The sequence below is a fragment of the Bradyrhizobium tropiciagri genome, assembly GCF_018130505.1.
GTDB classification, from domain to species: Bacteria; Pseudomonadota; Alphaproteobacteria; order Rhizobiales; family Xanthobacteraceae; genus Bradyrhizobium; species Bradyrhizobium tropiciagri_B.
Window position 1 is genome coordinate 305,003 of record NZ_JAFCKH010000001.1, and the last position, 22,164, is coordinate 327,166.

Consider the following 22,164-nt stretch of genomic DNA (forward strand, 5'->3'; position numbering starts at 1 on the left):
TGCACTCAGCGGGAACTGTATCTGCGACGCGCCCGCCAAGCGGAAACCGCATGCGAAGTCGATAGATGGCTGCGCTCACCCGGACAGGGAGCGCCGCGCGCCATGAAAAAGTTGGCAGGCGCTGAATGCGCTTCACTTCGTCGCGCGACGCCTCGCCCTGGCTAACGGGTTCTTCCGGATCAACGTAAGCCGGCAGCTTACGGCCGCTTCGGTTCGGCCGAGCTGGATAGCAATCTCTCGCTGGGTTAATCCAGCCACCCTTGTGAGCGCAATCAGCGCCAAGTCATCCTGAGGTGACCAAGGCTTGGTCCCGTTGATCGGCATCGAGTCCCCACTAACTGCGTCCGTCTCTCTCGTAGCCGGCGGAACTAGGCTAGGCACTCCGGCTTATTACGGGGCGGGAAAAACGGCAATCCCCAGCGCCCATGCTGGCCTTGCCGGATGGGGTGTCACGCCCCGAGCATAGAGGCGGCCCCGGCATCGCTCCAAGGATGCTGAGACCGTTTCTTTTTGTGTGGTTGAGAAAATGGTAAATCTCAAAGTCCTTCTAACAGCAGGTGAGGGGGCATCGCACCCGACATCAAAGGACTTCTGGTCCTGGCTTCGTGCTGGGGCCGATTTTTTGGGTTCCGATTCACACGCGTTATTTCGGAAAGCCGCATCCGGTCTATCATCCGATCACTGGGCAGGTAATTTTCATTTCGGATTTTTTCAGCCCTTACAGGCCGTTATTTTGCGGCGCGGGAATTCTCGGCCTCAGCATGCCCTCCAAGGGTGCTGGGGCTGTTTCTTTTCACATATGCAAATGCGGGGACGCGATCTCGCGCGTATCCGCGCTCGCATAGCGGTTTGCTTCATCCTCACGAATGTTCCGCTCTCGTGGATCTCCAGCCAACCCTGATCCTTCGCGTACTGTAAGCCCGCCCCGCACTCAGATCCGGCCGTCCTGGACGGGCTCGACCGCCCGCGCATGCTCCATGAGGCGGCGAGCCGCTTTCTCAGGTTCTCAGGATCGAAGTAGGGGCGGTCTTCCTTCAACTTCACAGGCGCATTCCATCGCGTGGCTGCTCAGCATAGATATGCGGCCCATGAATCAGGTTTTCAGCTGGAACGTGGCTATCAAAGCAAGCGCCGCAGGGACAGCGCATCAACGATGATGGCTGTTGAGAAGCCAGCCTTTCGCCACGGGTCCACAGGGCGAACTTCCGCTCTGTCCAATTCTGTTGATCGCGCCAAGCCTGAATGTCCGCCTCCGCGCGAGTAGGCAGAAGCCTCTGCCATGCAGCTTCGAAGGCCGTTCGCGCCAGACCGAAGCTGTCGGCTGAGCCGCTGGTCTGTTGACCGGGATCGCAGCCGGGATAGAAGCCGCATTTCCATTCCAACTGATCGACACGGTTGTGCACGCTTGAGCGAAGTCCGATCGAACCGACACAGACGTCACGGTAGAGGATGCTCCACTTCTCGCGGGCAGAATCCATGTCGCGCCGGCGTGTCAGCTCGCTCATGTCTGGTCTCCGACCGGACTGCGCTGCCAAAGCTGCAGCAACTCGGCAGCGAGCCGCTTGTCGGCTTTGCGGCAATTCTCGCAGCGCAGCCGGCCGGCGAGATCGTGGTGCAGGTGGTCGCGACATGGGGCAGGCGGCGAGGTCAACCGCCCGCGGCGTCTTGCAGCGGGAGCAGCGTATCTCGAGCCAGGAATAGCCCGCCGTTGATGGCCTGGTCGATCAAGGGTGACGGGTCGATCGGGCCGCCATCGGACCACATGCGCTCGTTCCAGCTCTGGCAGGATAGCTCATCAGCCTCCCGGATCAGCGCCTCGCCAGCCGCGCGCTTCTCGGCGGCACGCTGGGCCAAGATTGTCGTCACCGCCCGCGCACGCGAGAGTTCCTTTTTGAGCGCCTTGCGGTCGCCTCCGGAAAGGGGCGTTGGGTGGTGTTTCGGGGCCATGATGAGCCCATGATCGCGCCGAATGTCGCTGCCGGGAAGCCGCGTCAAGTCGCCGTCAGCGGAACGGCGAAACGCTAGCTCTTGGTCAAGTTAAGACTCTCTCGCCGGGGCTTTTTTCATTCCCGAGGAAATCAGGTCGGCGAAGCGTGTTGTTTTGTCTGGGGCAGCCTGGAGGAGATGCTCATGAGAACCTACGCTATCGCGCTTGCGACCGTCGTCATCGCTGCGGCCCCGACGATGGTTCAACCCACAGCAGCCCAAAACCAGCAAAGCGAAGCTGACAAGGGCGTCAAGACCCGGAACTCCGGAGAATCCGGCTACGTCGGCGCGCAGGAAAAGCCAGGAGCCGCCGCAACGCCTCCCGGACGACCGGATGCAGCCAGCTCAACCGGCGCGACGAGTTCTCCAAGCGCGCAAAATTCGGGGACCGGCATCAGCGGAGCAGCTGGCAACAAGAACGGCCCGGCGCCGGGTCAGGGCACGGTGGGCACTAACTCTCAAAACCAGCACGTCCAGCAACAGGATCCCTCGAACATCAAAGGCCTGCCGGGCAACAAGAGTGGTCCCCCTGCGAAACGCTGAGAAAGGCGCGAGGGCGGTTTGCGAAGCGCGGCGCGGCGCCCGCTGCCTTCGCGGTCGCCACCTGCGAGAGGTCTTTCATTGCGGCAGCGTTTAGGGCACGGCGAAATCGAACACCGCTCATAGGAACAGCTTCTGACCCGCGCGGTTGTCGAGCCGCCAGGCGCTGAATGAACGGACGGCGCTTGGATAAGGCCCCAGCGTGATCCCTGCGCTGGGGTCTTTGCTTTGAGAGCAGCCACCTCTTCGAATGCTCCGATCGAGGACACCGAGCCTTACGCGCTGGCCTTCACTAGCTGCAGCGGGCGAGCAACGGCCGCCGGCCATTGAGGTCGAGCCGGCAATGAAGGCACCCGAATAGGAACGTTGCGCCCCATTCCGTTTTGAGTCCCCGTTCCGGGCAGGGAGCGAGAGATATGTTCATGGGACAAATCCGGCGTCGCGTGAAGCAAACCGATACGCTCGAAGCGCGGCTCTTGCAACGCGCTGCAGAGCTGCGCGGCAAAGCCGCTGCCCTGACTCCCGGTATCGAGAAAGAGGCGCTTCTCAGGCTTGCGCGGCAAGCGGAGACTGCGGCGCAAATGAGCGAATGGCTGGCGTACCCCGGACTGCAGTCCACGACCTAGAAGCAAGGCAGCTCCTCGATGAGCGATTTTGCGGCTGCAGGTGACGAGCTAGCTCTTCTTTCTCGCACTGATCTCAAAGGAAAAGCGGACGACCATCACGGGGCCTTCGCCGTCACGGACCGCGATCTCCATGTGCTCAGTCCCGTTGCCGTTGGTTGAGGCCACGGCATCCCGCGCCATGCCTCCCAAGGACCGCGCCGCCTCGTTTTGCGCAGCTTCCAGATCCCGCAGGTCCATCCCCTCCTCGTCAGTGGCGGTTCCATTACGGTCCCTCAGGTCGAAGTAGTATCGAGGCATAGGACACGCTCATTGTTCTGCCAAGGCGTCAAAGCCGGCGGCGAGACTGCGTTCCTAGCGGCGATTCTTTGAGCCAGTCGCCTTGGTGCCGGTTGGCAGCAGCTTCTCCATCTGTCCATGTCACCTCGCACTGCGCCGCTACCTTGACGATCGCTTGATAGTCTTGATGGCGTGGTTAGGTCCTCGCCAACCCAGGAATTTCAATTGCTTGTTCTCAAGGGCGTTGGTGGCACGAAAGAACTGCTCGAGTTCTTCGCAAGCGCGCGAGGGGAGGTGGCGGATGTCCGTCAGATCCGTTTCGGCCGGAGAGCGTTCCGGCACGGCGAAGAGGCGGTCGTTTCGTTCCGTCTTGCCGTCGGCTTTCTGCTCAACTTCAAGTACACCCACCGGCCTGCATTTTAGTACTACGCCCGGGTAAGTTTGTGCGTCATGGATGATCAGAACGTCGAGCGGATCGCCATCCGGCGCCTTCGTCGATGGAATGAAGCCCCAATCATAGGGATAACCGAGCCCCGCCATCAGAGGTTTTGCCAACGTGAACGCGCCAAGCTCCGGATCGAACTCCAGCTTGCATGTGCTGCCGCGAGGAGTTTCGACCACAGCAAATACCCTCTTGTCGTCCGCCCATGTTGGCAACTTCAGGAGTTTAGTCATTTATCGGTCTTCCGTCATTCGCGCGCTCAGGCGCCTTCATTTCGACGAGCACCGGATGCACGATGCTAACTGATGCAATGCCAGTAGTGTTTCCTTCCGCGGTTCAAGCTGTAGCGGCTGCGATGAGGCGATAGCGGCCTTCGTACTCCTTTGCCATCCGGCTCGCGGAGAAGCGTTCTTCGAACCGGGCTCGCACCGTCTGTCTGTCCAGACGGTCCAACTTGCGAATGGCCATGACGGCCTCTTCTTCGCTCTCGACCACGAATCCTGTCACGCCGTCTTCGACCACCTCGGGCACCGAGCCGGAGCGGTACGCGATGACAGGTGTTCCGCATGCCATTGCCTCAATCATGACCAAGCCAAACGGCTCGGGCCAAGTGATCGGAAACAGCAGAGCGGCTGCATCGGCAAGGAAGGACTGCTTTTTTGTGTCGTCGACTTCGCCGATCAGTTGCACATTCTTGCCGTCGATATGAGGCTGAAGCCGTGTCTTGAAGAAGGCGGTCTCGGCTCGAGGTATTTTGGCCGCGATGCGAAGTGGCATTTGCGCGGCGCGCGCAACGCGGATGGCCGCCTCAGGTCCCTTCTCGACGGTTAGCCGACCGAGAAAGGCAAGATAGGATCCTTTTTCTTGGGAAGGGCGAAACAGATCGACTGGTAGCCCGTGTTGGATGGTGCCCAGCCATTTTGCATTCGGCAGCGGAAGGCGCTGGTGGTCTGAAATCGACACGAACCCCGCATTGGGAAAGCTTCTTACCAAGGCCGCGAGCCCAGGCAGATCGAGCCGTCCATGCATGGTCGTCAGGAACGGCACGCGGAGCCTGCTCAGGAGCGGGAGAGGGAGCCAGTCGACGTGGGCGTGAATGACGTCAAAGTCGCTTGCTTGCTTCGCAATTGCTTCAAGCAACATAGCGCACGCGGCGCTCGGATCGTTGTTCTTTCCTCCCAGCCGTAACGCCCGCGGCCACACCGCCTCAAGCCGAGCCTTGGTCTTGGAATCTCCGCTCGCGAATAAGGTCACGTCGTGGCCGAGGTCGACAAGTTCATCCACAAGCCAAGCCACGACACGCTCAGTCCCGCCGTAGAGCTTTGGTGGGACACTCTCGGCAAGAGGGGCAAGCTGGGCTATCCGCACCGCATATCGTCCCTACCGGGCCCAACAAAAAACAAGCACGGCGACTGCAGAGAGTAACTCGGCAATCGCCCAGAGCGTCCAATTGGGCCTAGCGCTCATCGTGGCCAATTGAGAGATGAGGCTTTCCAGCAGCGTCAACATCCGTGTTTTGAAAGTTCTTCAAGATAAGCAATCCTATGGCTTGTCAGTTCCTCGGCAGGCTTGAAGGGCAAGGTCCAACCAGCGAAACCGTCATACCGACCTGGCGGCACCTTGTTGGCTGACATAAGAGCGGCGTCCGTGATGAGCTCCGATTTGTATTGCGGCATGGTCATCACGTTGGCCGACGCTATTCTGTAAAGGTACCCGACTTCTCGTCGGCGTTGATCGAGGGGTCGTCGGAGGACGACGCCTTGCTTTTGAGCTCGCGCTCAGCCTCGTGCCAAAATTCCTGCTCGCGGCCCTCAGGCCGACCTGCCAATTCCCAAAGCGCATGGGCGCGTTGGCGAACTTCATCGTCTCGAGGATTCGTCATTCGTGGTCTTCCGCGTTGAGGATGATCGGAAACGCAAAGTCTGACCGGCGGGTTCCAATGCGGCCCTCGGACAGAACTCGATAGACGACTTCGAGGCGATACCGTGCGCAAGGTCCCGTGCCGCAACTGATCGCGAAGCGGTTTGATGCGGTCCAAATCTGCTTCTTCGCGATCCCAGCTCTCGGCCGGCGGTCTCAACAAGGCATGATGGCCGCACTGTGGGCCTCAAAGTGAAACTCAACGCGGATGAGGCGGGCGCCCTTCGGCGTTTGGCGCGATGGCAACTCTTGCGTCGGGCAGATGCGAACTCCCAGGCTTCAGTACGGAAATTAACCCATGTTAGCATACGAACGAGAAAGCTATCGCTCAGGGTCTGCCCTTGGGTTGGACTTTCCCGTACCGGCCATTGCCTTCAGTTCCGGCGCCGGATAAATCTTGAAAATCAAGCCTTGGGGAGCATTGCAATGGCTGCGAATGTAGGCACCGTCGCTGAATTGGTCGGTAACAACGAGCAAACCATTTTGCCCGAATGGGTCGGTCTGCAGAAGAAATCCGGCAGCCTTCAAACCGGCCGGATCACCGAGGGTGAGCTCTTGTCCCAGTCAAGGGACTTCCTGCACTTGCTACGGGACGGTCTCGCCAAGGGCGGCAATGACGCGGCTAATCCGGCCTATGGTCCGGCTAGGCAGCTTCTCGGCGATATCTCCCGCTCGCGTGCGCTTCAAGGCTTTTCGCCCAGGGAGACAGCGACTTTTGTGTTCTCGCTGAAGCAGCCGTTGTTCAATGCTCTCAATCGCAATACGACGCTATCGCCAACTCAAGCCGCTGAATTGACTTGGTCAACGACGTTATTACTCGACGAGCTCGGCATCTACACACTTGAGGTCTTCCAAAAGAGTAGAGAGGAGGTCATCGTTCGGCAACAACGTGAAATTGCCGAGCTATCGACTCCGGTCGTCAAGTTGTGGGACGGCATACTCGCACTGCCTCTGATCGGTACATTGGATAGCCAGCGAACCCAAGTCGTAATGGAGAATCTGCTTCAGACGATTGTCGATACGGAAGCCGAAATCGCAATTATCGACATCACGGGTGTTCCGACTGTCGACACGCTGACGGCGCAACATCTCCTCAAGACCGTCGCTGCGGCCCGATTGATGGGCGCTGATTGTATCATCAGTGGTATCCGGCCGCAGATTGCCCAGACCATGGTTCATTTGGGCGTCGAATTGAATGTAGTTTCCAAAGCAACTTTAGCCGATGCGCTTGCAGTCGCGCTCGAGCGCACTGGACGTGCAGTGACGAGGTTGAAGAACTCGGTTAGCGGCTCTGGGGCTCATGCGAAGCTGTCCGAAAAGGGCCAGTGACGATGGACCGCATCCCAATCCTAAAGTTCGGGAATGCGCTGCTTGTCACAATTCAGGTGGACATGCATGACCGTCTCGCCACTGCCTTGGAAGAAGATCTGACCGCCAAGATCGTCGAGTATAACGCCAAGGGTGTTCTCATAGATATTTCAGCGCTCGAGATCGTCGATAGCTTCATTGGCCGCATGCTCGACAATATAGCGGCTGTCTCGCGTATTCTTGACGCGGACACTGTGGTAGTCGGAATGCGGCCGGCAGTTGCGATCACTCTGGTCGAGCTCGGATTATCGCTGACTGGTGTCAAGACCGCACTCAATGTTGAACGCGGCATGGAATTGATTAAGGCGCGGCTCAGGACGACAGAATCCGAAGAGGATGACGTTGAGCAGTGAGCGGCTCGATATCCGGACCTCGGATGACGTCGTGCGCGTTCGTCAGTTGACTCGCACACTTGCCCTCAAGGCTGGTCTTAGCCTAGTCGATCAGACGAAAGTCATCACGGCTGCGAGCGAGCTGGCACGAAATACGCTGGACTATGGCGGCGGCGGGTTCGTGCTGGCAGAGCTAATCGAAGGCGCTGGCAGGCATGGCGTAAGGCTGACATTCGAGGACCAAGGGCCTGGTATCCAAGACGTCGAGGTCGCGATGAAAGACGGCTTTACGTCCGGCAAGGGTATGGGACTGGGATTGGGAGGGGCCCGGAGGCTGTCCAACGAGTTTTTCATCCACTCTAAGCCAGGCGAGGGCACCAAAGTGACCATCGCGCGTTGGAAATAATCTCATGATTTCTCTCGCCGTGCAGGACCAGAGCCAGGTATCCGAAACGCGGCGGAAAGCGACAGAGATGGCGCAGCGCCAAGGGTTCGGCGATTCCGATACAGGGAGGGTGGCGCTCGTTGCGACCGAACTCGCGACCAACATTCTCAAGCATGGAAAAGGCGGCGAAATTCTCGTTGGCCCGTATGGCGACGGGGCGGATAGCGGCATCGAGCTAATCGCACTCGACAAGGGCCCAGGAATTCACAACGTGGCTGCCTGCATGGCCGATGGATATTCGACCGCTGGAACGCCTGGAAAGGGCTTAGGCGCTGTGTCCCGCCAGTCTCATTTCGTTGACGTCGCGTCATGGCCCGGCGGCGGCACCGCGGTCTTGGCGCGCCTTAGGCCCGGCCAACCGAACGGATCAATCGATGCCGCCCAAATTGGCGCGGTGTCCGTGCCGAAACCCGGGGAGGACGTGTGCGGTGACTCTTGGGGGGTCGCGGTCGGACCTGAGGAAACCACCCTCCTGGTTGCGGATGGGCTCGGCCATGGACCGGAAGCGGCCGAGGCCGCGGTCGAGGCCGTTCGGCTATTTCACCGTTTCAACGGTCACCGTGCGCCCGTGCTGCTCGAATACATCCACGGCGGGCTCAGAGCTACCCGGGGAGCAGCCGTCTCCGTCGCGCGCCTTCAGCCCGCAGCGGGCAAGGTGATCTATTCGGGGGTGGGGAACGTCGCCGGGGTCATTTTCGGCAATGGCGACCTGCGACGCATGGTCTCGATGCCGGGTACGGCCGGTCATAATGTGCGCAAGATCCAAGCCTTCGACTATCCCTTCACGGCCGGCCTCGTGATCCTGCATTCCGACGGAATCGTTTCGTCTTGGACGCTCGAGCGTTATACCAATCTGATCGCCCGGCACCCGACGTTGATTGCCGCGGTCCTTTATCGAGACCTGACCCGACACCGAGACGATTCGACTGTGCTGGTCGCCAAATGGTGAGGACATGACCGCGGACGGCAAGCTTTGGCCAATCGTAACAGTCCCGATCGAGAACGAAGCCGATGTCGTTACGGTGCGTCAGCGGGCCCATCGCTTGGCGGAGCTATTGGGCTTCGAGCGGCAGGATCAAACGCGAATAGCAACGGCTGTCTCTGAGTTGGCTCGAAACGCGTTCAGCTACGCCGGGGGCGGGCGCGCCGAGTTCATCCTCGACCCGACTCCCATGCCTCAGGTCTTTCACGTCCGAATCTCGGATAAGGGCCCGGGCATCGCCGATGTCCAAACCATTCTTGACGGACAGTATCGATCAAAGAGCGGCATGGGACTCGGTATCCTCGGTGCCCGCCGGTTGATGGATCATTTCAAGATTGAGTCGAAGCCCGGCAAAGGAACGATCGTGGAGGTCGGCCACGTATTGCCGGATCGTGCCGCTGCAATCACCCGGGCCAAACTCGGCGATGCGTCTGCCACGCTGAAGCGGGATAGTTCGTCCGATCCGCTCGAAGTTCTTCGGCAGCAAAATCGCGAGCTGTTGCAGAGCCTCGACGAAATTCGCCGCAAGGAGGAGGAGAGCAAGCAACTCGACCAGGAGCTAAGCGATACCAATCGAGGCGTGGTCGCGCTGTACGCCGAATTGGACGAACGGGCAGAGCAGCTTCGACATGCTAGTGAGCTAAAGACGAAGTTCCTATCGAACATGAGCCACGAGTTCCGCACACCACTCAACTCGGTACTGGCGCTATCCCGGCTGTTACTCGACCGGATCGACGGTGATCTGACGCCAGAGCAGGAGCGGCAAGTCGGCTATATCCGTCGTTCGGCCGAGAGCCTGCTTGAGCTCGTCAATGATTTGCTCGATCTCGCCAAGGTCGAAGCCGGTAAGGTCGATGTTAAGCCGTCGGCTTTCACAGTTGGGGAGCTTTTCGGCGGCTTACGCGGCGCGCTGAAGCCCTTACTGACGGGGCACGCAGTCGAGTTGATCTTCGATATTCCGGACAAGGTACCAAATCTTTTCACGGATGAGGCGAAGGTTACGCAGATATTGCGTAATCTCATTTCCAACGCCCTCAAATTTACTGAACAGGGCGAAGTGAGGGTAACTGCATCGTTCGACGCCGCGGCGCGGCGCGTCAACCTTTCGGTGCGGGATACCGGAATAGGTATCGCACCACAGGATCATAGGCGAATATTCGAGGAGTTTTCTCAGGTCGATACAAAGATCCAGAAGCGTGTTAAAGGCACGGGGTTGGGCCTGCCGCTGTCTAGGTCGCTTGCCGAGCTGTTAGGTGGTGAGTTGATCCTCGAGAGTGTGCTAGGGCAGGGGTCGGTCTTTACGCTCTCGATCCCGCCCGAGCGAGGGGATCCGTTGCGCGCACAGCGGGCAGCGGATAACGCCCGCAAACGGGTGCTCCTCATCGATGATGACGAGACGTTTCGCTATGTGATGCGTCAGATCATCAGCAATGAACCTCGCTATGAATTCCTTGAAGCCATTGACGGTGACGACGGGCTCAAGGTTGCGCGCGAGCAGCAACCTGATGTCATCATTCTCGATCTACAGATGCCGACGGTGGACGGATTTACCGTCCTGCAAGAACTCGGTGCCGACAGCCGGACCAGCGTAACGCCGGTCATCGTGTCGACGTCGCTTAATGTCAATGCGGAGCTGAAGGCAAGGCTCCCGGCGGGCACCCGCGTCATTTCGAAAAACACCATTTCTCGCGAAAACGTTTCCCTCTTCCTTCGCGACGCAACTCAGGGGGCATCGTGACCGAGCGCGGAAACATTGTCATTGTCAACGTCGACGACCAAGACGCACCTCGTTACGTGAAGACGCGAGATCTTCAAGAACATGGGTTTACCGTCATTGAAGCGCGCACTGGCGCGGAGGCGCTTCGGGTGATCGAGGCTGAGCGCCCGCCGATTGTTCTGCTTGATGTCGAGCTCCCTGACATCACCGGCTATGACGTCTGCTCCTTCATCAAGAAGAAGTGGCCGGACATCATGGTGCTGATGACGTCGTCCACCTTTACGACGTCCGTTCACCGGACCCGCGGCCTCGATTCCGGTGCAGATACCTATCTTGTTCAGCCGGCCGAGCCGCTTGAACTGGCGGCAGCAGTCAATGCGCTCCTGCGAATCCGCTCCGCCGAAGATTCGATGCGCGCCTTTAACGCGACGTTGGAACAGCGCATAAGGGATCGCGTAGCCGATCTTGAGGCAGCAAACCTCAAATTGAAGAACGAGATCGAGGCGCGCGAACGCGCCGAAGCCGCGCTCGTGCAATCCCAGAAGATGGAGGCCATCGGCCAGTTGACCGGCGGACTGGCGCACGACTTCAATAATCTTCTGACTGCCGTTGTCGGAAATCTGGACATGATCCGTATGCGCGCCTCTGACCCGCGCATCGTGCGTCAGGCAGAGCATGCGTTCAAAGCGGCAGAGCGGGGCTCAAAGCTCACCGCGCAACTACTCGCTTTTTCTCGGACGCAGAAGTTGGCGACAGCTCCCGTCGATCTGAATGCCTTGATCGCAGGCATGGGTGATCTGGTTAATCAGACACTGGGGGCTGCAATCACAGTCAAGACCGAGTTGCTGGAGGGGTTGCCGCACGCTTTGGCTGACGCCAATCAGCTCGAGCTTGCCATTCTCAATCTGTCCATTAACGCGCGCGACGCCATGCCTGATGGAGGGACGCTGACGATATCGACCAGAGTCGATGGGAACAGCAAGCAGCGGGTGATTGTTTCAGTGGCCGACACCGGGACCGGCATGCCGCCTGAGGTCGTTGCTCGGGCATTCGATCCATTCTTCACGACCAAGCCGCCCGGAAAGGGCACGGGGCTTGGACTTTCTCAGGTCTACGGCATCGTTCGGCAGATTGGTGGGGACGTTACTATTGATACAGCGGTGGGCGAAGGCACGCGCGTTAGCATCGCTTTACCCGTCGCGCGCGCAGAAGCCAAAAGCGAGAGTGTTGATCCGAGCGATGTGTCGCGAGGCACCGAAGCAATATTGATCGTAGATGACGATTCGGATGTCCGCGAGATTATGTCGAGCGTGCTCTCCGATCTCGGTTACGGTGTGAGGGACGTCGCAAGCGGAGAGGAGGGGCTCAAGCTGTTGAACGAGTTCTATCCGGATTTGCTGGTCCTGGATTTTGGAATGCCTGGCGCAAATGGTGCAGAAGTTGCGATCCGCGCTCGGCAGTTGATTGCTGGCCTGAGAATTCTCTTTGTCAGCGGTTATTCCGACACGTCGGCCATTGAGGAGGCCGTGGGAAAAGCAATGCTGCTGCGTAAGCCGTTCAGGCCGGCTGAGTTTGCCGCTGCAGTGCGCTCTTTGCTTGACGGCTCCAATATTGAGCAGATTTAGTCAAAGGTCAGCCGCCGGCCGATCAATGGTTTAAGCGTTCGCGCCTGTCATGAGGCTATGAACGGTTCGACGGAGCGCTTCAAGTGTGAACGGTTTCCGCACCGCAAGATTATCGGCAAACTCGGTTGGAATTGCATCCGCCCCGTAACCGGTCGAAAAAACGAACGGGATTTTGCGCGATTTGATTATCTGCGCCACCGGTAGGCTTGATCTGCCGGCAAGGTTGATGTCTAGGACGGCATAGTCGAAGTTGATACCAGTTGCCAGATCGATTGCCTGTTCCAGGTGAGCTGCCTCGCCGATGACAGTATGACCGATCTCTTCGAGCATCTCGACGAGCATCATCCTGATCATCGTCTCGTCTTCAACGACTAAAACAGAATAGGTTGTCCCTGTCATCTCGAACGAAAACCTTGGACCGGAGAAATCGAACTCAATTCAGCTTAGTTGGATACACGCGTGTTGCACGCAAATCTTTTCGTTAAGCTTGATGTCTTCATTGCAGGTTAAATGTGGAACAGTGGCAATCGTCGATGTCCGAAAAGGGTTTCTCGAAGGGTAGGCATCCACCCAGTCCCATGCTGCCGCATGGCTATTTCCTCGCCTCGGGAGAATGAACGCAATTCCTGAGCTCTCACACGTCAGAAGCGGCCCGAACGCGAGCCACCCGCCTTTGCAGTGGATCGTTCCCGAGTTTGGTTGCGGTCGTCGCCGATTATGGCTGTCCTGATCCGCCTGCCGAACCATAGACCTGGCCAGTCGCGTAGCTGGCGTCGGCCGCAGCAAGCTGGACGTATATGGACGCAAGCTCGGCGGGCTGGCCGGGTCGGGACAGCGGCGTCTGGCCGCCAAATTTCTCCAGCTTTTCCATCGTCGCGCCGCCGGACACCTGAAGCGGAGTCCAGATCGGACCAGGTGCGACGCCGTTAACCCGAATGCCCTTCGGGCCAAGTTGTTTGGCGAGCGACTTGACGTAGTTCATCGTCGCCGCCTTGGTTTGCGCATAGTCATACAGCTCCGGCGATGGATCGTAAGCCTGCTCGGAGGTAGTGCCGATGATGCAGGCGCCCGGCTTCAGATGCGGCAAAGCCGCCTTGATGATCCAGAATGGCGCATAGATGTTGGTCTTCATCGTCGCGTCAAAGTCTTCGGACGAGACGTCGAGGATCGACGCGCGCGTCTGCTGCCGAGCGGCATTGCAGACCACAATGTCGAGGCCGCCGAGCTCCTTTATGGCGCGGTCGACGAGCTGGTTGCAGAACGCTTCCTCGCGCAGGTCTCCCGGAATTGCTGCGCCCTTACGGCCTTCTTTCCTGATCAGCGCGATCACCTCTTGCGCGTCGGGCTCCTCGGTCGGGAAATAGTTGATGGCGACGTCGGCGCCTTCTCGGGCATAGGCAATGGCTGCGGCTCGGCCCATGCCGGAATCGCCGCCGGTGATAAGGGCTTTGCGACCCGCGAGGCGGCCCGAGCCTTGATAGCTCGTCTCGCCGTGATCGGGTGGCGGCTCCATTTTGCCAGCCAAGCCGGGCCATGGCTGAGCCTGTTTTTTAAACGGTGGTTTAGGGTATCGGCGGGTCGGGTCGACGAGAACGTGGTCTGGCATTGGCTCGTTTCCTTAGCGACCGGAGGAGACACGAACGCTGAGGCCAAAGCGGCCCGGACGGATGAACTGGCTTTTCAGATTGCGAGCGTTGCGGCGCCGGAAGTTTGTTCGCTCGGAACGCGGATAAACGAAGACCATGGAGCGATCGTCATGAAGCTGAATTTACGTTCAGGAAAGTTCCGCGTCTGTTCCTGCAACATGTGCGGACGACGGCCGTTAGCTCGGTGGACTGGAGAGGAGGATATCATGACGAAGCTGAAATTCGCTCTTGCCGCCGCTGCGGCACTTTCGATCGCCGCGCCGACCATCGCCAGCGCACAGGGTGTGGGTGTCTACATCGGCAATGGCTACGGGCACGGCTACTACGGTCATCGATATGACGGTCCGCGGGTCTTGTATCGCGATCATGATCGCGGCTGGCACCACGGCTGGTACAATCATCACCGGGACTTCTATCGCGACCGGGGTGTCGTAATCCGTGGTCATGACTGGGACGACTAGTTCGCGAATGCTGAGAGCATAAGAATAGGGGCCTCGCTTCGGCGGGGCCTCTTTTTGCCTGAACCGCGGTGACGCTAAGATGCGAACTCTTCGGAATTGGGCATCAGACGGTGATCGATTCCACAGTCGGCCGGCGCATGAATGGCCAAAGCCACTTAGCAAGATGGCCGTTCGACAAATCGCTTAGCTCGAAAGCCGTTCAGTACTCCCGCACCGTCGGGCGGAACACCACCCAGATCACCACCGATAGCAATCCCAGTCCGCCGAGCACGAGGAATGCCGGGCCGTAACCGAGCCATTGTGCTAGCCAGCCGCCGAGCGCGGGGCTGAGCGACGCGCCGACGCCTTGCACCGTGATGACCGCGCCTTGTCCGAGGTTGATACGGCCGGATCCGCTCAGCGATCTCGCGACCACTCCCGGTACCGCGACGCTTTGCAATCCGGCGCCAACCCCATCGAGAATCTGCACCGGCACGACGCCCCACCAGCCGGAGAGAAAGAAGGCGAGCACTCCGCGCAGGGGAAGCGCCATGAACGACAGCAGCAGGACAATCCAGTAGTTGCGGCGCTCTGCTGCGTGCATGCCGGCAATCGACGCAAGGATCATCACCGCCTGTGCGATCACGATCGTGGTTGCCACGAAGCTTGGGCCATCGGCTTGGCCGCCGGCGACCGCAGCGAGGCCGTAGAGCGGCACAATCGCCGCGTTGCCGAGATGGAAGGCGGCCAGCGCAACGGCGAGCACCAGCAGCGGCCGATGCTTGACCAGTACCGTGAAGCCGCTCGGCTGGCTCTCCCAATCCTCCTCCTTGCCGCGGGCCGCGCGATGATCGATGCTGTCGGGCGGGATCATCAGGACGCAGGCGATCGTGATGGCGCCGAACATTGCCGCGAGCAGGAAGACCGCCACGTAGCCATATTGCCAGCCAAGATAGCCGGACGCAGCGGCACCAACCATGTTGCCGGCGTGGTTGAAGGCCTGGTTGCGGCCATTCTGCCGGTTGAAGCCGCGCTGCTTAACGATGCCGAGCGTAATGCCGGTGACCGCTGGAACGATAGCCGCCCCCGCAATCGATGTCGCAACCTGAGACAGGGCAACGGCCCAGAATGTCTGCGACAGCAGGATTACGGCCGACGCGACCACGACGGCCACGCCGGGCAGGATCACCCATGCCCGCTTATGGTTGGTCGTGTCGATGCACCCGCCGATCGGAGTCGTGATCAGCATACCCGCGACATTGCCGAGCGTCATCGCAGTCCCGATCAAGCCGCTGCTCCAGCCGTGCAACTGCAGAAAGATCCCAACGAACGGTCCGATCCCGGACTGCATGTCCGCCATGAAGAAGTTGACCGCAAGCAGCGGCCACAGCCGTGCAGCGGCAGCGCCTGCTTTTGTTTTCCGGCGGCCCATGTTCCATGAACGCGCGTCGTCGCCGAATGACGCTGCCGCGCACGATATTTTTCCGCAACAGCATTGCCTCGACGTGCTTAGGAACCGATGGCATAGGAACCACGCTCCGAGCGCACCGTTGAGACCTCTTTCGGAGGTGCGCAAATGCACGAAATCGCCACGGTGCCAACGCAATCGATCAATCCGGTCTCGACGGCAAGGATAGGCACGCACCCGATCCATCCGATGCTGGTGCCGTTTCCGATCGCATGTTTCGTCGGTACACTGGCGACTGACATTGCGTACTGGCGGACGACCGAAATGATGTGGGCCGACTTTTCGGCCTGGCTGCTGTTTGCGGGCCTGATCATGGGTGGCTTCGCTGCGCTCGCCGGCCTGATCGATTTCTTGAGCAACCGCCTGATCCGGGGTCTGCCATATGCCTGGTTTCATATGGCCGGCAATGCGATCGTGATGCTGCTCGCGCTTTTCAATGCCTTCGTCCACAGCCGCGACGCGTGGACATCGGTCGTGCCGACCGGACTGGTTCTGTCGGTGCTGACGGTTCTCATCATGCTGTGCACGGGCTGGCTTGGTTGGGCCATGGTCTACCGTCATCGTGTCGGAGTGGCGAACTGATGCGGATCAATCCCACCAATGCCTCGCGCATAGGACTGGCGATGGCGCTGATAGCGGCTGGGGCGTGCCTCGCAGGTTGCAGCAAGGAGACGGCGCCAGACCCGAAGACCCAAATCGGCGCGCGTCCCGATTTACCGGCGCTGGAGCAATATCTGATACCGCCGATGCATGTCGCCTCCGTGATCGGCTGGAAGCAGGGAGAGAAACCGAAAGTGCCGGAATCCCTGCAGATTGACGCACTCGCGACTGGCCTGCAGCATCCGCGATCGCTCTACGTGCTTCCCAATGGTGATATCCTGGTCGTCGAATCCAAGGCGCCGGGAACCGAGCCCATCAAGCGGCCAAAGGACTTCATCATGAAATGGGTGGAGTCGTGGGCGACCTCCGGCGGCGATCCCGGTGAAAGCAATCGCATCACGCTGATCCGCGACAGTGACGGCGACGGAAAACCGGAGCTGCAGAGTGTCTTCCTCGATCATCTCCATTCGCCGTTCGGCGTGGCGCTGGTAGGCAACGATCTTTATGTTGCGAACACAGACGCGATCATTCGTTATCCGTATCGCGATGGCGAGACCAAGATCACCGAGTCGGGTCAGACCCTGACGCAGTTGCCGGGCGGCCCAATCGACCATCACTGGACCAAGAGCCTGGTGGCGAGCCCGGACGGCGCATTGCTCTACGTCGGCGTCGGCTCCAACAGCAACATTACCGAGAATGGCATCGAGGCCGAGAAGAACAGGGCTGCGATCCTCGAGGTCGATCGCGCCACCGGCCGCTGGCGGATCTTCGCCAGCGGGCTGCGCAATCCGAATGGCCTGACCTTCGAGCCCCAAAGCCGTGCGCTATGGACCGTCGTCAACGAGCGCGACGAGATTGGTCCAAATCTGGTGCCGGACTATCTGACGTCGGTGAAGGACGGCGGGTTCTACGGCTGGCCCTACAGCTACTTCGGCCAGAACGTCGATCCGCGGGTGCAGCCGCAACGGCCCGATCTTGTTGCGAAAGCGATCGTTCCGGACTACGCGCTGAGTTCGCACGTCGCCCCGCTGGGGCTCGCTTTCTACAGCGGCGACAAGCTTCCATCGTCCTACCGCGGCGGTGCCTTCATCGGCGAGCATGGTAGCTGGAATCGGCCGCAGCTCAACGGCTACAAGGTCATCTACGTGCCGTTCGCCGATGGACATCCGAGCGGGCCTGCGCAGGATGTGGTGACCGGCTTTCTGAGCGAGGATGAAAAGTCGCGCGGCCGGCCGGTGGGACTGGCGGTCGATAAATCGGGAGCGCTGCTCATCGCCGACGACGTCGGCAACAAGGTTTGGCGTGTGACCGCTTCGGGCCGGCTCTGACGGCTCGTCGGCGTTCCCAAGCACGCGCGAGGCTGGTGCCGGCGGGGCGGAGCATCGCTATCGCATTCTGAAGCCATGCACGGCCGTCGAGGTAGCCGCGGCGTCGGGGCCGGCGATGGCCGCGACAAGATTCAAACGGAGAGGCGGACGGTGTCGGACATGCTCGAACAGAAACTCAGGGATGCGATCATCGGCGAGCTGAAGCGGCAGGCCGCCAACCGGCCGGACGAACTCAGCGTGCAGGCGGTGGAGGATTTGTCGATCAGCGGCACGATCGACCTGGATGCGCTGGTCATGGTTATCGCGGGCTCGGTTGCCGGCGGACCATGAACGTGGAGCGTTAGGAACTCATGGGAACGCAGGCGCTTCTGCACTTGAGGAGATCGACATGAAGAAAAGACCAAAGCCCGCGACACAAGATTCCGGACGCCCAAGCGACTGGGGTTCGCATGCCCAAACGGACAAGCCTTGGAAGGGCAATCCCGAGAAGGAGCAGCGCTCTGATGAGAAGCCGGACCTGGAAAACTGGCATGAATCGAACACGCAGTGAATTGAGGGCGCTTGGAGACATCGAATGGATGCTGGCCTCGAAATAATTTACGGCATCGCCGCGCTCGTACTGCTTACGGCTCTGATTTTCGGGGTCCTTCAGCACTATTTCCGCAACAAGCGCGCCGTTCAGGTCGCCGATAAGATCGTTCGTGAACGATACGAGCGGAACGAGACATGATGTAGCGCGACTGCCTTGGAGGAGACAATGGGATTAGCTCAGTATGCGGTAATCGTATCCGGCGAAGAATGGGGCGTTCTACATGACGGCAAGGTCAATGGCGGATACGCCACCAAGGAGGCCGCGTTCGAGTCTGCGGCAGCCGCCGCAGCATTGGCGATTAGAATGGGCCACGAGGTCCATGTCAGCGTGCCGGGGCGAGAGGAGGGTGAGGCGGCGCTCACCAAGCACGCGAGTTGATGTGTTGCCCGCTGTCGGATCGAGCCTGGCACGTTCTGACGACAACGACACAGCAATGAAGCGCGCAAGGCGGCGCCGGCCTGTGCGGCAAAAGGCTGGCAGCAGATGCGAGCGCCATGTGGACGGCATGGCCGGACAAAACCTCTTAGCTCAATCCAATTGGATGAGGCCGGATGCGTTGCTTTCGGCTCAGCCAACGATCAATCTCATGAGGTTGTAACTGGAGGAGCGAAGGGCGGAAATGGTCAAGACTGCGTTGGATCGACTTGCGGTGCCGTCGGGCTCGAAGCTGCTCGGTTGGCAAATGTTGGATGCTCGGCCCGAGGATGGATGGCTTCGGCTCGGTTTCGAGGGCAAGTCGGATTTCTGCAATCCGGCCGGGTTCGTGCATGGCGGTTTTCTCTCGGCGATGCTCGATGACGCCATGAATCAAGCGGCCTTCGTCAAGGCGGAGGGGAGGGCCTATCCGACCACGATATCCATGACCGTCAACTATCTCGCGCCGGCCAAGGTGGGGCCGGTTATCGTCGAGGCCGTTGTTACGATGTTCGGCAAGACCATTGTCTTCGTTGAGGCCAAGTTGATGGCTGCGGCCGGCGGCGTTCTCGCCACGGCAACCGGCAGTGTCCGGATGATCGATACGGCGAAGGCGCTCGGGGGCGTCCCGGCCTGATCGGCCGGCCGACGGCCTCAGGCGCCAACCTCGTCGTGGAAGCCCAGCAGGCTGCGCAGCCGGGCTGGCTTGAGCGGCTTGTGGAACAGCGCGATGCCGCGTGCGTGCGCGGCGGCGATCAAGCCCGGATCGAAATCGCCCGTGATCAGCGCGCAGTCGGGCGAGGGTGGCGGGTGGCGCTTGGTGATCGCAGCGATCAGGTCGAGGCCGTTGAGGGCCCCGGGCAGCCGATAGTCGGCGAGCACCAGACCGTAGCGTCCGCCCGCCTCGACGCGGACCAGCGCGTCCTCCGCGTCCACGGCGGTTTCGAAATTGACGTCCCAGCGGCTCAGGAGGTCGCCCAGCGCGGTGCGCACCTCGCGGTCATCGTCTACGATCAGGACCGGCAGGTCGCCGGAGCGCTGCACCTTCGGCACGGTCCAGTAGGTCTCGGCGCCGATCGCCGGCTGAATGGCGGGGGAGGCGGTCAGCGGCTGCGTGAACGTGAAGCGCGAACCGCGCCCGCGGCGCGATCTCACCGCGATCGATCCGCCGATCAGCGCCGCGGAGCGCTGCGCGATCGCGAGCCCCAGGCCAAGGCCCTTGCGACGGTCCCGCTCCGGATTGTCGAGCTGCACGAACTCGTCGAAGATCCGCTTGCGATCGGCGTCATCGATGCCGATCCCGGTGTCCCAGACTTCAAGGCGGACCTGATTGCCGCGCGTGCGGGCGGCGATCAGAACGCCTCCCTTGTTGGTGCAACGCAGCGCGTTGGACACCAGGTTCGACATCACCTGCTCGAGCAGCGTCACGTCGCTCGTCACCCACTCGCCTTCGGAGCGGAAGCGAAGGTCGAGCTTTCGCTCGAGCGCGATGGGGTGGAAATACTGGCTGAGCCGGTCGAACAGCGCATCGACCGAGACCGCGGCGAGCCTCGGCTGCACCACGCCGGCATCCAGACGCGACACGTCGAGCAGGCCGACGAACAGCGACTCCATCGCGGCAATGCTGTCCTGGATGTTCTCGACCACGGCGCGGCCGTCCTTGTCGAGCTTCAGGGCGCCGAGCGAGGCGGAGAACAGGCTCAACGCATAGAGCGGCTGGCGCAAATCGTGGCTGGCGGCGGCGAGGAACTGCGACTTGGCGAGGCTTGCGGATTCCGCGTCGTGCCGCGCCTTCTCCGCGGCCGCCTTCTCGATCGTGAGCGCCTCGACCAGCGCCACGTTTTCAAAACGGATCCGGATACCTTCCGCGATGGTGCGGGACTGCGCGCGGCAGAAGCGGATCATCATCACGCCGAACAGGGCGGAGGCCAGCGCGACCATGATGTTGCCGAACACGCCGGTCATGAACATGCGGACCAGAACCGCGCCGAAGATCGGGATCACCATCGCGTAGAGGCTCGGCGGATTGGGCGCCTGCGAGGCCACGCTGCCGCTGCTCACGCCGTAAAGGCAGCACAGCGTCAGGGCGATGGTGATCGGCTCCTCGGGATGAGCGAACAGGAAGATGGTGGCGCCCCAGACGATGCCGGTCAGCGCCATGTAGATGACGTGCAAGCGTGCCCAACGCTCCAGTTCCGCGTCCGGCGGCTGGCGCCGGCGGAAGGCATGCACCAGCACTTCGCGGAGCAGCTGCGTCACGGTTTGGACCACGGTCCAGCTCAGGATGATCCAGCCGCCGCTGTATTCCCATGCCGTGCCGATGATGGTCAGTGTCACGATCAACCCGGAGATGCCGGAGTTGCGCATGATCTGATAGAGCATGCGGATGCTTGCTGCGCGAATCGGGTCCATCAGCCGATCAACCCGAGTTCGCGGGCGCGAACAATCGCCTGCATCCGACTGTGGGCGCCGAGCAGCTGAAACAGGTCGGTCAGATGCGCCCGGACGGTTCGCTCGGCGATATTGAGCCGGTGGCGGATTTCCTTGTTGCCGTGCCCGGCCGCCAGCAGCATCAGCACTTCGGTTTGCCGCGACGTCAGCACCGGAAGGTCGCCGCCTTTGCTGCCGTCGAACACGGTCTCGCCGCGAAGAACCGCGTCGATCGTCCCGACGATGAGGTCCGGCGCGGACGTCTTGGCGATGAAGCTGCGCGCGCCGCAGGAGCGCGCGCGGATCCGAACCGCCATGTCGTCGCGGCCTGAGATGATGATCTGCGGCAGCGCGGGCGAAAGCTTCTCGATGGCCTTGGAGAGCGCAAATCCGTCTTCGCCGGGCAGGCTGACGTCGACGATCGCCACGTCGAGGGCGACCTTGGTCAGCGAAGCCAGCGCCTGGATGGCATTGTCAGCAAAGTGCAGGGCCCATTCGGGACGAAGCATTCGCACCATATGCGCAAACCCATCCCTGAAGAGCGGATGGTCGTCGACAACAAGGATGTTCAACAAAGTCGTGCCCCTGAATCATCGAAATATACTTTGGGTCAATCGGTGACGGTAAAATCAATAGTTGTATCTCGGCGCCGGCACCATATGCCTATTTAGGTTACCCCCGTCTACGGCCGCTTTACGTCGTGCCCGCAACGGCGACGCCGCGCATGCGAGCGACAGTGCCGGAGCAACGTCTTGCGATCACGAAAAACAGTATTCGTGGAGCACCGGGGTATCGCTGTCCCGCTGCGGCGGTACATTTGCATGAACCAGCCGTAACTGCCGAGCTAGCAAAAGGATTTAGCTGCTACCGTTGCCGGACGCGCGAGGTCTTTTGCGGCAAGCAGCCGATCGTGGAACCCGGGCGCTATATCGTGGCACGACCAATCTTCCAATCGTCGAGTTCCCGGCGTGCGCACCGCGGGGCGGG

The 22,164-nt window shown here is 60.5% G+C and carries 25 protein-coding genes and 2 pseudogenes; 16 read left to right on the forward strand and 11 right to left on the reverse strand.

What is annotated here, in order from left to right:
* Positions 1–1,040 precede the first annotated feature (1,040 nt).
* Positions 1,041–1,505 carry a hypothetical protein gene (locus JQ633_RS01435; RefSeq protein WP_211981576.1) on the reverse strand — a complete coding sequence of 155 codons (465 nt, stop codon included), beginning with the start codon at positions 1,503–1,505 and terminating at the stop codon, positions 1,041–1,043.
* Positions 1,502–1,947 (reverse strand): annotated as a pseudogene (locus JQ633_RS01440) (hypothetical protein). The gene JQ633_RS01435 and the pseudogene JQ633_RS01440 overlap by 4 nt, the downstream one beginning before the upstream one ends.
* Positions 1,948–2,343: 396 nt before the next feature.
* On the opposite strand from JQ633_RS01440, the pseudogene JQ633_RS35075 reads away from it, so the two are divergent.
* Positions 2,344–2,529: pseudogene (locus JQ633_RS35075) on the forward strand (hypothetical protein); the annotation flags it as partial.
* A 413-nt stretch (positions 2,530–2,942) separates the two neighbouring features.
* Positions 2,943–3,152, forward strand: a complete 210-nt coding sequence (locus JQ633_RS01450; protein WP_349631501.1) for a hypothetical protein — start codon at positions 2,943–2,945, stop codon at positions 3,150–3,152.
* Positions 3,153–3,200: 48 nt separating this feature from the next.
* On the opposite strand, the gene JQ633_RS01455 is transcribed toward JQ633_RS01450, so the two are convergent.
* The 4 genes from JQ633_RS01455 to JQ633_RS01470 all read right to left on the reverse strand — a co-directional run bounded on the left by JQ633_RS01455 (position 3,201) and on the right by JQ633_RS01470 (position 5,752).
* Complete coding sequence (locus JQ633_RS01455; RefSeq protein ID WP_211981580.1) at positions 3,201–3,449, reverse strand: DUF6894 family protein; 249 nt, start codon at positions 3,447–3,449, stop codon at positions 3,201–3,203.
* 138 nt (positions 3,450–3,587) lie between these two features.
* Positions 3,588–4,103, reverse strand: a complete 516-nt coding sequence (locus JQ633_RS01460; RefSeq protein ID WP_211981582.1) for an inorganic diphosphatase — start codon at positions 4,101–4,103, stop codon at positions 3,588–3,590.
* A gap of 103 nt (positions 4,104–4,206) precedes the next feature.
* Positions 4,207–5,238, reverse strand: a complete 1,032-nt coding sequence (locus tag JQ633_RS01465; protein WP_211981584.1) for a glycosyltransferase family 4 protein — start codon at positions 5,236–5,238, stop codon at positions 4,207–4,209.
* 328 nt (positions 5,239–5,566) lie between these two features.
* A complete protein-coding gene (locus JQ633_RS01470) occupies positions 5,567–5,752 on the reverse strand; it encodes a DUF2934 domain-containing protein (RefSeq protein ID WP_211981586.1) in 186 nt (61 codons plus the stop codon).
* A 464-nt stretch (positions 5,753–6,216) separates the two neighbouring features.
* Between JQ633_RS01470 and JQ633_RS01475 the strand changes: the two genes are divergently transcribed.
* The 6 genes from JQ633_RS01475 to JQ633_RS35495 are packed head-to-tail and all read left to right on the forward strand — an operon-like array spanning position 6,217 to position 12,259.
* The gene (locus JQ633_RS01475) at positions 6,217–7,119 is read left to right on the forward strand and encodes an STAS domain-containing protein (RefSeq protein ID WP_211981588.1); all 903 of its coding nucleotides are present in this window, start codon (positions 6,217–6,219) and stop codon (positions 7,117–7,119) included.
* A gap of 2 nt (positions 7,120–7,121) precedes the next feature.
* Positions 7,122–7,511, forward strand: a complete 390-nt coding sequence (locus JQ633_RS01480) for an STAS domain-containing protein (RefSeq protein WP_211982730.1) — start codon at positions 7,122–7,124, stop codon at positions 7,509–7,511.
* Complete coding sequence (locus JQ633_RS01485) at positions 7,495–7,896, forward strand: anti-sigma regulatory factor (protein ID WP_211981590.1); 402 nt, start codon at positions 7,495–7,497, stop codon at positions 7,894–7,896. Before JQ633_RS01480 ends, JQ633_RS01485 begins: the two co-directional genes overlap by 17 nt.
* 4 nt (positions 7,897–7,900) lie before the next feature.
* Positions 7,901–8,884: an ATP-binding SpoIIE family protein phosphatase gene (locus tag JQ633_RS01490; RefSeq protein ID WP_211981592.1), complete on the forward strand. Its 984-nt coding sequence runs from the start codon at positions 7,901–7,903 to the stop codon at positions 8,882–8,884.
* Between the two features lie 4 nt (positions 8,885–8,888).
* Entirely contained in the window at positions 8,889–10,655 is a 1,767-nt protein-coding gene (locus JQ633_RS01495; RefSeq protein WP_211981594.1) for an ATP-binding protein, read from the forward strand.
* Positions 10,652–12,259, forward strand: coding sequence for a response regulator (locus tag JQ633_RS35495; protein ID WP_211981595.1), 1,608 nt, complete (start codon positions 10,652–10,654; stop codon positions 12,257–12,259). Before JQ633_RS01495 ends, JQ633_RS35495 begins: the two co-directional genes overlap by 4 nt.
* A 30-nt stretch (positions 12,260–12,289) precedes the next feature.
* Here JQ633_RS35495 and JQ633_RS01505 read toward each other — a convergent pair whose 3' ends face one another.
* Together JQ633_RS01505 and JQ633_RS01510 are read right to left on the reverse strand one after the other, a co-directional pair.
* Positions 12,290–12,658 carry a response regulator gene (locus JQ633_RS01505; protein ID WP_211981601.1) on the reverse strand — a complete coding sequence of 123 codons (369 nt, stop codon included), beginning with the start codon at positions 12,656–12,658 and terminating at the stop codon, positions 12,290–12,292.
* A gap of 316 nt (positions 12,659–12,974) precedes the next feature.
* Positions 12,975–13,865 (reverse strand): SDR family oxidoreductase, encoded by an 891-nt coding sequence (locus tag JQ633_RS01510; RefSeq protein ID WP_211981603.1) that lies wholly within the window; start codon positions 13,863–13,865, stop codon positions 12,975–12,977.
* 246 nt (positions 13,866–14,111) lie between these two features.
* Here JQ633_RS01510 and JQ633_RS01515 point away from each other — a divergent pair, with 246 nt between their 5' ends.
* Entirely contained in the window at positions 14,112–14,366 is a 255-nt protein-coding gene (locus JQ633_RS01515; protein WP_211981605.1) for a hypothetical protein, read from the forward strand.
* Between the two features lie 199 nt (positions 14,367–14,565).
* Here JQ633_RS01515 and JQ633_RS01520 read toward each other — a convergent pair whose 3' ends face one another.
* Positions 14,566–15,777: an MFS transporter gene (locus JQ633_RS01520; protein WP_211981607.1), complete on the reverse strand. Its 1,212-nt coding sequence runs from the start codon at positions 15,775–15,777 to the stop codon at positions 14,566–14,568.
* 144 nt (positions 15,778–15,921) lie between these two features.
* Here JQ633_RS01520 and JQ633_RS01525 point away from each other — a divergent pair, with 144 nt between their 5' ends.
* From JQ633_RS01525 to JQ633_RS01555, 7 genes are all read left to right on the forward strand, one after another.
* Complete coding sequence (locus JQ633_RS01525) at positions 15,922–16,395, forward strand: DUF2231 domain-containing protein (protein ID WP_249158685.1); 474 nt, start codon at positions 15,922–15,924, stop codon at positions 16,393–16,395.
* Between the two features lie 41 nt (positions 16,396–16,436).
* Positions 16,437–17,741 (forward strand): PQQ-dependent sugar dehydrogenase, encoded by a 1,305-nt coding sequence (locus JQ633_RS01530; RefSeq protein WP_249158777.1) that lies wholly within the window; start codon positions 16,437–16,439, stop codon positions 17,739–17,741.
* A gap of 150 nt (positions 17,742–17,891) precedes the next feature.
* The gene (locus JQ633_RS01535) at positions 17,892–18,071 is read left to right on the forward strand and encodes a hypothetical protein (protein ID WP_211982839.1); all 180 of its coding nucleotides are present in this window, start codon (positions 17,892–17,894) and stop codon (positions 18,069–18,071) included.
* Between the two features lie 58 nt (positions 18,072–18,129).
* Positions 18,130–18,291 (forward strand): hypothetical protein, encoded by a 162-nt coding sequence (locus JQ633_RS01540; protein ID WP_211981609.1) that lies wholly within the window; start codon positions 18,130–18,132, stop codon positions 18,289–18,291.
* A 24-nt stretch (positions 18,292–18,315) separates the two neighbouring features.
* Entirely contained in the window at positions 18,316–18,471 is a 156-nt protein-coding gene (locus JQ633_RS01545) for a hypothetical protein (RefSeq protein WP_211981610.1), read from the forward strand.
* Between the two features lie 27 nt (positions 18,472–18,498).
* Positions 18,499–18,711: a hypothetical protein gene (locus JQ633_RS01550; RefSeq protein WP_211981611.1), complete on the forward strand. Its 213-nt coding sequence runs from the start codon at positions 18,499–18,501 to the stop codon at positions 18,709–18,711.
* A 241-nt stretch (positions 18,712–18,952) separates the two neighbouring features.
* A complete protein-coding gene (locus JQ633_RS01555; RefSeq protein ID WP_211981612.1) occupies positions 18,953–19,384 on the forward strand; it encodes a PaaI family thioesterase in 432 nt (143 codons plus the stop codon).
* A 17-nt stretch (positions 19,385–19,401) separates the two neighbouring features.
* On the opposite strand, the gene JQ633_RS01560 is transcribed toward JQ633_RS01555, so the two are convergent.
* Together JQ633_RS01560 and JQ633_RS01565 are read right to left on the reverse strand one after the other, a co-directional pair.
* Positions 19,402–21,159, reverse strand: coding sequence for an ATP-binding response regulator (locus JQ633_RS01560; RefSeq protein WP_211981613.1), 1,758 nt, complete (start codon positions 21,157–21,159; stop codon positions 19,402–19,404).
* On the reverse strand, positions 21,159–21,752 hold the full coding sequence (locus JQ633_RS01565) for a response regulator transcription factor (RefSeq protein WP_349631503.1): 594 nt from the start codon (positions 21,750–21,752) through the stop codon (positions 21,159–21,161). The genes JQ633_RS01560 and JQ633_RS01565 overlap by 1 nt, the downstream gene beginning before the upstream one ends.
* Positions 21,753–22,164 lie beyond the last annotated feature (412 nt).